Genomic DNA, 11,041 nt, shown 5'->3' with positions numbered 1-11,041 from the left:
CAATACTTCCTGATAAAATTATCGGCTTTATCGCTGCCAATGTTGCGGATAAAAGTCCAGTCGCGGCAGGCGCCTTCTTTGTCGCCTTGTTTAAATTTGTCGGTGGCCTGGCTTAGTACATCGTTTATAAAATCATCATCGTAGCCAAGCTGTTTTTTGAGGTTGATGATGATGGCTTCTTTGGTGGTATCGGCCTTGCCATTGTATTTATTGATGTAGTAATTGGTAACGGCATTTTCCAGTTCCTGCTGTGCTTTATAATTGGCAATGGCGCTTTGCATATCGCGGATATTGGCAGGTCCGCAACGTGCCGGATCGGGGTCAAAGCGGATAGGTTGAACAATCGTAGTTTTAAGATTATACCCTGCCGGGATTGTCCATTGGCCTGAAGTAAGTTTAATAACTCTCAAAGCCTCATCGTCCAGGTCAATACCGGGGCCATCCTGCACTTTGGCATCGTGTACCACACCATCTTTATCAACCATGAACGAAACATTGATACTGCCCGAAATGCAGTTTTGCCGTGAGTATTCGGGGTAGATGATCTTTGCCTTCAGGAAATCATTAAGCGCCTGCTGTCCGCCTTTAAATGCGGGTTGCTGGGCAAATGAATTGCCCGCAGTAAAAATGATCAATGCGATATGGAAGTACAGCGCTTTAAGCATAGTATAAATATCGACAATAAATTGGGGATTATGTTTGGGAAATTTATTGGGGGTAGTACGAAAAAAAGCGTCATTGCGAGGTACGAAGTAATCGCGAATTGTACAGGGCGGATTTGCGTAGCCCCTCTGTATGTAGGGGATTGCTTCGTACCTCGCAATGACGGTTGGAGATAAGGCTGTTGCTATATCCTTACCCCGCATTCACCGCATCCGGAAACTTCAATATCAAGCCCGGATCGGGGATATTCTTTTGCCAGATCTCTTTTTCTGAAAACTTACCAACGCCGGGATAATCGCCCTGCTTGCCTTCCATATCAAACATCAGCTGGAAATGCAGGTGCGGTGGCCAGTGGCCGTTTTCATCGGAAGTGCCAAAAGTTGCTATTTGCTGGTTTTTGAATACAAGCTTACCTGGTGAAAGCCCATCCAAACTTGTTCGGCTTAAATGACCGTAAAGGCTGTAAAGGGTCAGGCCATCAAGGTTGTGCTGTAAAATGATGGTTGGGCCATAATCACCAATGTTGTTGTTGTCCTGGTAGCTGTGCACAACGCCATCAAGCGGAGCGTATACGGGCGTGCCGGAATCGCACCAGATATCAACGCCTAAATGCAGGCGGCGCGGCTCATCATCGGTATCAAAATGGCTGCTGAAGGCATAAATGGTGCGGTGTTCCATATACCCGCCAATACCGTACCGGCAATTGTTATTAATCAGTTTTTCGTTGATCAACTGGCTAAACATCGAAGGCCTGTTAATAACCTCTGCTGTCAACTCTTTATTGGCGGCAGTAAGGTCAAAATGGTAAAGACGGTCATGATCTGCATCAAAATCAACCACTTTGCCAATGGCTTCGGGATGATTGTTGATGTAATTAGCAAACAGCGCGTGCCGGTCCATCAGGGTTATTAATTTTCTTCGGTATCGGGCTGGCGTTCCTCTTTGCTGATCTTATCAAAGATCTTGTCCATACGCTCAACGTATTCGCTGGTGTCGTCAACAAAAAACTCCAGCTGAGGGATGATCCTTACCTGGTCTTTAATGCGCGCACCAAGTTTATACCTGATCTCCGAAGCATGTGATTTGATGGTATGTAACGCGGTTTGCACGTTGGGGTTGCCTAAAAAGCTTAAAAATATACGGGCTATGGCCAAATCGGGTGTTACGCGTACCTTGGTGATAGTTATCAGGGTATTAGGCAAATAATTCATGCCCTCGCGCTGAAAAATAGTTGCAAGGTCTTCCTGTATTACTCCGGCAAATTTTTGCTGACGTTTTGATTCCATTGGTTGTTAGTTAACGCCGATAAGGCAGATGAGTATTTAATGCTTAATGCAAAAGCCTAAGTTATTGTTTTAGGCTTTTATTAACAATGGCAGCAGGGTGTTAATTACAAACGTCCTGCGGGATCTCTTTGGTTATTTTTACTACTTTTTTTACAACCAGGGTGCTGTCATATTCTGACCCCATCCCTGCTTTGCCAGATTTGGATTTGATACCTTCAACCTCTACATAAACAGGTTCGTAAGGTTTTTCAAAGTTGAGCTGTGAATACTGCAGCTCAAGCTGGGCCGAACTGTCAACAGCCCAAAACTCCTGGCCGCTATCACAATCTTTAAATGATTTTATTTCGGGGCCGGCGCTGTACAAGCCTTTATAAAGCGTAACCTGCTCATTTTTATGGGCATCATTATTACATGCGTAAACAGTAATAACAATCAGCAGCAAAACAAAAACTTTGATATACCTCATACCCATTTGGCAAATTTACAAATCCTGTTTGATTTCATCCAATCCTTTAATACTTAAGCGGGCGCTGATGCCGGCTGCAATTACCGAAATCCCTCCAACGGTTAACAGCACGAGGCCAAAATCCTTAATTTTAAGGTCGATGGGGTACGAGTCCAGCACCGTCATTTTTGCCCCCATTTTTATCCAGCCATAATGCTGTTGCAACAGGCAAAAAAGGGTGCCAAGCACTATACCAATAACACAGCCGATAGCCGTGATCATCATCCCCTCAAAAAAGAAGATCCCCTGGATCATGCTTTTGTTGGCACCCAGTCCGCTTAAGATAGCAATATCTTTGCGCTTATCAATAACCAGCATGGTTAACGAGCCAATGATATTAAATATTGCGATGATCAGCACAAAGGTAAGGATCATGTAAACGGCCCAGCTTTCGTAATTAAGTGTTTTATAAAGCTCGCTGTTTTGTTCCTTGCGGTTTTTTATGGTAAAGTCCTTCCCTATTTTATCCTGGATGTCTTTTTGCATGGCATCGATATTGGTGCCGCGCTTAAAATTCAGCTGGAGTGAGGATACGTTTACCGGTTGGTCGAGCAGACCGCGGGCAAACTCAATTGGGGTTACGGCTATATCATCAAACTCCTGTTGTATGGCGAATACGCCCGACGGATTAATGCTGCGGACAACAAATTCGTTCAAAGGATTGGCTGAGTTTTCCGCATCGCGCCGGGGCGAAAATATTTGTATGGGTGAAAGTTCATCATGAACATTAACGCCCAGGTTACCTTGTATGGTAGCACCGATTACAGCAAAGTTTTGGTTGCCGCTTTTTAACGTGAAGGAGCCGCTGGCTATGGTACTATCGAGTTGTGGATTTTTCAAAAAATCATCGCTCACACCCCTTATCGTGCCCAAAAAAGGTTTGTCGCCGTACCTGATCAGGGCTTTTTCCTGTAGTACCTCGGTAAATGAAAATACATGGGCATCTTTATGTAATGAAGCGAAATAAGGCGTATTAGGATTGAATGTTTTGCCCAGTTTAGCCTCTATCTTTATTTCGGGCGTAAAGTTGCTGTATAAGGACAGGATAACCTTTTCAAATCCATTGAACACCGAAAGAATAATGAGCAAAGCCGCGCTGCCGATAAGCACCCCCAGCATGGATATGCCCGAAATGATATTGATAGCATGCATTTTTTTACCTGAGAACAGGTACCGCTTTGCTATGTAAATGGAGGTGTTCAATTGTGTTGGGAGTTATACGTTCAGGTTTTGCTTATGCTTGATAAAACGTTGCTAAGCTTTTAACTAAGTTAAAAACGGATTGTTTTGTTTTTCGTAACCGATGGTAGTTTCCGGGCCGTGGCCGGGATAAACGGTAACATCATCAGGCAGGGTAAACAGTTTTGTTTCGATATTATCGATCAGTTGGGTAAAGTTACCTCCCGGCAAATCCGTACGGCCGATACTTTGCCTGAACAGCACATCGCCCCCTATCAGGACCATAGCCTCTTTATCATAAAAACATAAGTGGGCTGGTGAATGGCCCGGCGCAAAGATCAAATGCAGGGTAGTATTGCCGAAATGGATGGTGCCGGTTTCGGGCAAAAACTCATCGGGCATGGGCGATACATCATAGCGGAAACCCATTGATGGCGCATAGGCAACCACAGCTGCCAGTACTTCTGATTCGCCAATGTGGAAACGGGGCTTAAGGCCGTACTGGTCAAATACAAATTTATTACCCAGTACATGGTCAATATGGCAATGGGTATTGAGGAGCATAACCGGTTTCAGGTTATTGTTTTTGATAAAGCTAACAACCGTGTTTTGCTCCGGCGCTGTATACATGCCCGGGTCAATGATCACACATTCGCCGGTTTCATCGTATAAAATATAGGTGTTTTCCTGGTAAGGGTTATTTACGAATGATATAACTTTTGCCATGCGGTAAAAGTACGGAATAAATTGATTGAGCGCTGAAGGATGAAAAATTGGACAAATTATAAAAGATCCTTGCTTCGTTCCTTGCGGTGACGCTTTCGGTTTGTTTTTAAATAGCTTGTTAGGATCCCTCTGCTTTTTGTTTCGGCTGTATGGCTTTTTGCAAACGGTTCAACAAAGCTATTCGCCTTTAAATTCCGGCTTCCGTTTCTCCATAAACGCAGCTACACCTTCCTTAAAATCTCTTGTACCGAAGCATTTGCCAAACTCGGCGACTTCTGTTTCATAACCGTTAACACCATCGGTATAAGCAGCGTTGATACTGCGGATGGCTGCGGCAAGCGCCAAAGGGGCGCGGGCTAAAATCTTGTTCAGGATCTCTTCGGCTTTCGCCAATAACTCTTCGGTGTTAACTACATGGGTAACCAGGCCATATTGCAGGGCATCGGCCGCGGTGATCATATCGGCTGTCATGATCATTTCCAGGGCTTTACCTTTGCCAACCAATTGGGCAAGTCGCTGTGTGCCGCCATAGCCGGGGATCAAGCCTAAAGTAACTTCGGGCAGCCCCATTTTGGCATTATCAGATGCTATGCGGATATGGCAGGCCATGGCCAGTTCAAGTCCTCCACCTAAAGCAAAACCATTTACCGCGGCTATTACCGGCTTGCTGCCATTGGCTATCAAATCAAAAACTTCGGTATGGCCTGTGCGTGAAAGCTGTGTGCCGCCATCTGCATCAAGCGCAGCAAATTCGCTGATATCTGCCCCGGCAACAAATGCTTTTGGCCCTGCGCCTGTAATGATGATGCCTCCAACTTCCGGGTTTTGGAAAGCCTCTGAGAAAGCGGCATGCAATTCGGTAAGCGTATCTTTATTAAGGGCATTCAGTTTGCTTTCGCGGTTAATGGTGACGTATTGAATGCGGCCCTTGTTTGTTATCAGCAAGTTTTGAAATTCCATAGGGATTAAAAATTACGGTGTTCATGTACCCAGCCGGTTATGTATTTAACAATATCCTGTGTGGTGGTTCCGGGCGGAAAAAGTTCGCCTACGCCCAGTTTTTGCAGCTCCAGCATATCCTCATGCGGAATAATACCACCACCGGTAACCAAAACATCATCCATTTTTTTCTCTTTGATGAGGTTGATGATCCGCGGGAATACCGTCATGTGCGCGCCCGAAAGTATGGAGATACCAATGGCGTCAACGTCCTCCTGCAAGGCGGTGTTCACCACCATTTCGGGCGTTTGGCGTAACCCGGTATAGATCACTTCCATACCCGCATCGCGCAGCGAAGTGGCAATAATGCGTGCGCCTCGGTCATGCCCATCGAGCCCTACTTTGGCAACTAAAACACGGATTGGTCGGTTAAAGGTATTACTCATGAATAACCTATTGGTTTCCGTAAATGTAGTAAGAAAATTATGGAAGTTGTTTTATGTTTCTTAGAAGCTGTTTTAAAATGTAGAGACGCATCACCAAACTCCTGAACTTAATGATTTACAAACGGTGTGTGCTATGGGATTGATAGGTTGTACCAGCTGTGCAAAAGGTTAGTAGAAATGAAAGCTTTGTTTGTCATAGTGTGCCAGAGGTACACAACTCCGGTGTTCCGTACCTCTGGCACGGTGATTTTCGGTATATGATATTGCTACAAACCTGTTCCCCCTCTCGGGGATTTTTCTTAACTTAATGACATTGGCCAGTATCCGCTACTATCACTAACGCCCACACACCGCCACTAAAATATGTTTTATACACCATCACGTTTTTTTCAGGATTTTCCTGATAGGTACTCCTAAGGCGCAAAGTATTATTGTTTAATAGCAGGTAAATTCTTCACCGCTTCCAATAACGCTGCTTCCGAAGCTGCATTAACATTCACCAGGTAAAACAACTTGGCCCCTTTTGCTGCCGCCCATCGCCATTCAAATTCGTTGACGGATTTTATACTGCCGTTGTCAAACCACCATGCAGCATAGATCTTATCTTTCGCTTTGATAAGTACTCCCCAATAAACCTCACGATCGGCAATAGCGCCTCTTTTTATCTCACTGAAAACATAACCGCTCCCCTGCCAACAGATCATCGGGTTGTGTTCGGGGCAATAAAACGGGGATGGTTTAACATAAACCAACGCGCCTGCTTTTTCAAACTTGATCACCCCGCTTTCCAGTACCGCTTTTTTATAACCGGTTAGGGACACGCCGCTTACGCTTTTGTCATTCAGATCATCCATTGATTTGATGTTGAAGGTTATTACAATCAGCATGGCTGCCAATACAAGGTGTATCAGGGGAAAGCGCAGCTCATCAGGCGCCAACCTGATGGTGTTATAAAACCGGGGATCGATATACGGCTTTTCGGTCCGTTTTAATACGAAAGAAGAAAGGCACAATAAGGGCAATACCACGTAAAAGAGCAGACAAATAATCCCGGTAAGGTCATGCATGAAAGTGCCCGCCGGTATTTTAAAGAAAACCAGCAGCAGGATGCGGCAAAGGTTGCACAAGATGTTTAGCGCAAAAGTAAACATCAACAAAAACAAGATCCACATCAGGTGCAATTGCTTTGCCGCTTGCTGCTGGTAATGAGCTATCATGAACAGGCAGATCATGAACGAGGTAGCCAACATATGCAAGCCGGCGCACGCCTGGTCCACCGAAAATTCGGAACCTTTAAACTGGATGATGTTTCCCGCGGCACTGGCAGCCATTCCCATTGTTGCCAATAGTGAGGCAGCTACTCCGCTGAGCCAGATCCTTAAGGGGAAACTGAATGTATTACTGATATATTCAAACGCGGGCGAAATAAGCAAGAGCAGCAGGAATAATACCGGGCTTATTTTTCCTTTCAGGTTTTCCAAAAAGAGCAGTGCAGAAAACAGCAAGGCAAGGAACAAGTTTGTTTTAACCGGAAAATAAAGAGCTATTGTTGTAAAAATAAGGGCAGGAACCACGTATCGTAAAGAAAACCCGCCACGTTTTACCTTGCAGATATAAGGCACAAGCGCCAGGCCAAGCAGCATATCGGCATCCCATTTAAAATAAGTGATACATAGCCGCGCTGTAATGCCAACGTATATTAACCAGCAGCTGTTGATGATCAACCTGCTGCCGGTTAATTTAAATGGGATATACTCCTGCAAATTATAGCTCCGGCTGAACATGCTTGTTCCTGTATACTAAGAAATTTATAACCCCTATTACAACCAGGATCAGCAACCACTCACCGGGTTCAGGTACTGCGCCTGATGATTTTGCGGAAGCATTTTGAAGGCTGTTCTTATTTTCATCGATCCCAAAGCGTTCATAATCTTTTTGAGTTTCCAGTACAATAAGGCTCGAAACGGGAGAGGCTATAAAAGCCTGGTTAGCCTCATCGATAATATCCGGCCGCACGTAGGTTTTATCAAAATAATGCGGACCAACCTTTTTCATAATATCGTTATAAGCAAACAGGCGTAACAAGTGATCGGGGGCATTGCCGCTTTTTAAAGTATCGGCAGTTTGCTCAATAACTAAACCCGATTGGGCGAGCACCACATGGGTTGAATCCTCCTGCGAGCGGGTAAATTCATGCTTCGTAAGCCTGCTTTGCAGTGTGGCTACATCACCTTCATTATAAGTAAATACCCGCATCTCCTTCAATGCCTTTAAATAGGGCGTTAGGTTTGTACCGATATTATATAACTGCAATGGTTTGGCGTTAGGCAGATAACTGGTTAGTGCTTTTCCAAACTCCGACTCGTTAAGATCATGCAGGTTAGGCGACGTTTCGGCGCATTTGGTAATAAGCAATGAACTTTCGGGATGTTTGATCTCATTAACCGGGAACATGCTGAAATTGAGTTTGCTCATCCTGCTGTAAATATTCCCGCGGTTATCTTCCGTCAATGTTTCCAGCTTACCATCGTAATAGTATACCTTTTTGGTTTTGATGGCCGGCCAAAGCTCGTCAAGTTCGCTCGTTGTCCAGCTGGCATTGAGATCGAGGTAGATGGTTTCCGGACTAAAACTTGTTGTTTGCGGCTGATAATCTTTAAGCTGATAGCCTTTACCTGCAAATGTGAATGGCATATTGGCAAGCGGCGGCGCTTTAAACGTGATCTGTTCATCAGGCTGATAAGGCCGGTCGGCAGTGTAAACGCCCTCGCTAACCTCATCAAAATTTGGCATGTTGAGGCCTGCAGGCTTTTTGGAAAAAGATACCTGGACAGCTTCGGTGGCGCCTTCGGGTGATGGGCCATCGAAATAGCTGCTTTCATAAGTAAGCATATCGCCTTGCTTACCCAGCGGACTGGTGATCCCCACCCGGAACTTGCGGTTTTCTTCGGGAGTACATGGGAAAATTCGTGCCGTTATGGTATTGCCCTCTTGCCAGTGGACCACTGATGGGTCATGCTGTTCAACACCAACAATCTGATGGTAGGCCGAATCGGCTTTAGCTTTGGTGGTGAGCCTTGATTTTTGTTCTTTACCATCTATCCATAATGATAACGAACTAACAACCGAACCCTCCGGAACATGAAATGTGTAAATAGCTTCTTGTTTGCCAAGCCAGGCCCGTATTCCCTGGTTCTCAGTGTTATGTACAGTCAGTGTCTTTTCAGTATAGGCCAGGCGGTATTCCGGGAAGATCTTTATATTGGTGATCACGTTTGCCGTTTTTAGCTTATCGCCGCTCCAAAGCCGTTCCTGTGCCTGGTGGCGTGAATCGTACATGGCTTCCAGTATTTTTATCCGCTCCTTTTCGTCAAGGTTTAAGTCGCCGCCAAACAGGCTTGCTATTACTATAAAAGGGTCATGTTGCATGGGCTCGTCAAACGAAGCCTTATTCCAGTTGCCCCAAAACCAGCTGTCACTAAGGTTGGCGGTTTTGTACACAATACCCGCTTTGATGATCCGTTGCGCTATGGCATTTTTAGGAATATTTTGACTGATCACCACCCAGGTTGGCAGCTTGCCTTCGGATAAGGTATTATGATTGATAGCAAGGTTAACCTGGTTATTAATGCTTTTCCATTGCCATATGAAAATGCTGCACGCAAGGATGGGTAACAACAAACCTGCCCCCAATGCCATTTTTAAAGATTTGCTGCCCCTTACCGCTTTTCTGACAGTAAGAAACGTAGCTATCGCCAAACCCATCGGCACAAAAACATGTAATGACAAACCCAGCGCAATGGCGGCAAAAATGCCGATGAGGTACATGGAGGTAAGGTATACGCTGTAGTAAATAAAAAGCAGGAAAGCTATCCCCAGGAAAAACACTAAAACATGTTTCATCCTTGAACTGAGCTCATTTATAAACACGGAGATTATAATGGCGATAGTGGAGATACAAATAACAACAGAGAGCCAGGTAACGGAAGTATTGAAAACGCTGAAGCTCAGATTAAGCGCAAATGCACTAATGAACCAAAGTACCAGGAGAAGTACCCAGTAATGTAAGCGCCTGAACCCTTTATATATTACCACAAAGAAAAACACCAGGGAGGCCGAGTAATTGAAGCAAAAGGCGCCGAAAGCAGTTCCCTCGGAAAGTTCAAAAAGGCCGGACCCTTCAATAAAGAAGAGACCGGCAGATATAGTGATTAGGATTAGGCCAAGTTTAAGAACACTGTCTTCAAATAAAATTGCTTTAAGGTTTTTCATGTTTTGTATTTTAAAAGTACTTTGTAATTCAAAGTTTATGGATAAAAAAAATTACAGTTTCTGTTGTCTGATCAAATTTTCGAGGGCAAGCAGATGCAGCCTGAAGGCGGCCCGCCCTTTTTCGGAGGCCAGGTAACGTGTATTGGGTTTGCGGCCTATGAAAGTTTTCTGCACCTGGATGTATTCTTCCTTTTCCAGCGCTTTCAGGTGCGATGCCAGGTTGCCGTCGGTCAGGTCAAGCAATTCTTTAAGCGAGTTAAAGTCATAGCTTTCGTTGGCAACCAGTACGCTCATGATTTGCAGGCGGATGCGGTTTTCAAAGGCTTTGTCAAACTGATCTAATGATATCTTCACTTATCGTATCTAAAATGCATTACTGTACCATAAATAATGTGGAGCAAGCCAAAACCAATGCTCCAGAAAATTAAGCCGTAGCCCGGCATCACAGCACAAAGCAAACCTAATAAAATCTCCAATATCCCCAAGCTTCTAATGCCCGAATATGTATAATGGCTGCCCGCAACTAACGACATGCCATAAAATATCATTGTAGTGGGGGCTACAACACCATAATAGCCACGATAAACCAATATCATGGTAAACAAACCACCGCTTACAAGGGGAATAGCCATATTGATGAGCAGGCGTTTACTTCCGGCGTTCCAAAAGGGCTGGCTTGTCCTTTTAGCCTTGCGAACCGAGAGCCAGATCCCTGTGCCAATGGAAAGCACAAGCACCGCTACTGCTACGATAAATAATTTAATGATCAGTAATTCTTCGTTATAAGTATGGCGCTCCCGGAGTGTGGCATACTCGCCCTGCAGTAAGTTATATCCTATCCCCGCGCCAATGAACGCGTAGATCCCGGCCATGACTCCCGAAAGGCCGCTAAGCGAAATAAACTTGGCCGAACGTTCCATCAGGTCGCGGATGGAACTTAACTCTGCGTGAATGTCTTTGTCTTTCATTAAAAGTACTTTGTTGTTCAAAGTTAAATATAAGATTTGAATTTGCAAGAGGGAGAG

12 protein-coding genes are annotated in these 11,041 nt (G+C 44.8%); all 12 read right to left on the bottom strand.

From position 1 onward, the window contains the following. Positions 1-665 (bottom strand): energy transducer TonB (locus VF500_RS15935; RefSeq protein WP_330860618.1); only part of this gene is annotated, 665 nt, incomplete at its 3' end. Between the two features lie 190 nt (positions 666-855). Next, entirely contained in the window at positions 856-1,563 is a 708-nt protein-coding gene (locus tag VF500_RS15930; protein WP_330860617.1) for a peptidoglycan DD-metalloendopeptidase family protein, read from the bottom strand. An 8-nt stretch (positions 1,564-1,571) separates the two neighbouring features. Continuing rightward, a complete protein-coding gene (gene rbfA / locus VF500_RS15925; RefSeq protein WP_091210067.1) occupies positions 1,572-1,949 on the bottom strand; it encodes a 30S ribosome-binding factor RbfA in 378 nt (125 codons plus the stop codon). A 100-nt stretch (positions 1,950-2,049) separates the two neighbouring features. Next, positions 2,050-2,415, bottom strand: coding sequence for a hypothetical protein (locus VF500_RS15920; protein ID WP_121232716.1), 366 nt, complete (start codon positions 2,413-2,415; stop codon positions 2,050-2,052). A gap of 15 nt (positions 2,416-2,430) precedes the next feature. Continuing rightward, complete coding sequence (locus VF500_RS15915; RefSeq protein ID WP_330860616.1) at positions 2,431-3,657, bottom strand: FtsX-like permease family protein; 1,227 nt, start codon at positions 3,655-3,657, stop codon at positions 2,431-2,433. 63 nt (positions 3,658-3,720) lie between these two features. Next, positions 3,721-4,359, bottom strand: a complete 639-nt coding sequence (locus VF500_RS15910; protein ID WP_330860615.1) for an MBL fold metallo-hydrolase — start codon at positions 4,357-4,359, stop codon at positions 3,721-3,723. Between the two features lie 177 nt (positions 4,360-4,536). Then, positions 4,537-5,319 carry an enoyl-CoA hydratase/isomerase family protein gene (locus VF500_RS15905; RefSeq protein WP_330860614.1) on the bottom strand — a complete coding sequence of 261 codons (783 nt, stop codon included), beginning with the start codon at positions 5,317-5,319 and terminating at the stop codon, positions 4,537-4,539. Between the two features lie 5 nt (positions 5,320-5,324). Continuing rightward, positions 5,325-5,744 carry a cobalamin B12-binding domain-containing protein gene (locus VF500_RS15900; protein ID WP_330860613.1) on the bottom strand — a complete coding sequence of 140 codons (420 nt, stop codon included), beginning with the start codon at positions 5,742-5,744 and terminating at the stop codon, positions 5,325-5,327. A gap of 428 nt (positions 5,745-6,172) precedes the next feature. Then, complete coding sequence (gene xrtN, locus VF500_RS15895) at positions 6,173-7,528, bottom strand: exosortase N (protein WP_330860612.1); 1,356 nt, start codon at positions 7,526-7,528, stop codon at positions 6,173-6,175. After that, a complete protein-coding gene (locus tag VF500_RS15890) occupies positions 7,509-10,016 on the bottom strand; it encodes an XrtN system VIT domain-containing protein (RefSeq protein WP_330860611.1) in 2,508 nt (835 codons plus the stop codon). The genes xrtN and VF500_RS15890 overlap by 20 nt, the downstream gene beginning before the upstream one ends. Before the next feature lie 51 nt (positions 10,017-10,067). Then, positions 10,068-10,370, bottom strand: a complete 303-nt coding sequence (locus tag VF500_RS15885; RefSeq protein WP_330860610.1) for a transcriptional regulator — start codon at positions 10,368-10,370, stop codon at positions 10,068-10,070. Further along, positions 10,367-10,984: a hypothetical protein gene (locus tag VF500_RS15880; RefSeq protein ID WP_121232395.1), complete on the bottom strand. Its 618-nt coding sequence runs from the start codon at positions 10,982-10,984 to the stop codon at positions 10,367-10,369. Before VF500_RS15880 ends, VF500_RS15885 begins: the two co-directional genes overlap by 4 nt. Positions 10,985-11,041 lie beyond the last annotated feature (57 nt).

The sequence above is a fragment of the Mucilaginibacter sp. genome, from assembly GCF_036383575.1.
Lineage (GTDB): Bacteria > Bacteroidota > Bacteroidia > Sphingobacteriales > Sphingobacteriaceae > Mucilaginibacter.
The sequence above is the reverse complement of the archived record's forward strand: the minus strand, read 5'-3'. Positions and strand labels throughout refer to the sequence as shown.

What these genes read in the sequence shown, in the direction of transcription:
- VF500_RS15930 (WP_330860617.1), bottom strand. Translation starts at nt 1,563, where the DNA reads ATGGACCGGCACGCGCTGTTTGCTAATTACATCAACAATCATCCCGAA.
- rbfA (WP_091210067.1), bottom strand. Translation starts at nt 1,949, where the DNA reads ATGGAATCAAAACGTCAGCAAAAATTTGCCGGAGTAATACAGGAAGAC.
- VF500_RS15920 (WP_121232716.1), bottom strand. Translation starts at nt 2,415, where the DNA reads ATGAGGTATATCAAAGTTTTTGTTTTGCTGCTGATTGTTATTACTGTT.
- VF500_RS15910 (WP_330860615.1), bottom strand. Translation starts at nt 4,359, where the DNA reads ATGGCAAAAGTTATATCATTCGTAAATAACCCTTACCAGGAAAACACC.
- VF500_RS15905 (WP_330860614.1), bottom strand. Translation starts at nt 5,319, where the DNA reads ATGGAATTTCAAAACTTGCTGATAACAAACAAGGGCCGCATTCAATAC.
- VF500_RS15900 (WP_330860613.1), bottom strand. Translation starts at nt 5,744, where the DNA reads ATGAGTAATACCTTTAACCGACCAATCCGTGTTTTAGTTGCCAAAGTA.
- xrtN (WP_330860612.1), bottom strand. Translation starts at nt 7,528, where the DNA reads ATGTTCAGCCGGAGCTATAATTTGCAGGAGTATATCCCATTTAAATTA.
- VF500_RS15890 (WP_330860611.1), bottom strand. Translation starts at nt 10,016, where the DNA reads ATGAAAAACCTTAAAGCAATTTTATTTGAAGACAGTGTTCTTAAACTT.
- VF500_RS15880 (WP_121232395.1), bottom strand. Translation starts at nt 10,984, where the DNA reads ATGAAAGACAAAGACATTCACGCAGAGTTAAGTTCCATCCGCGACCTG.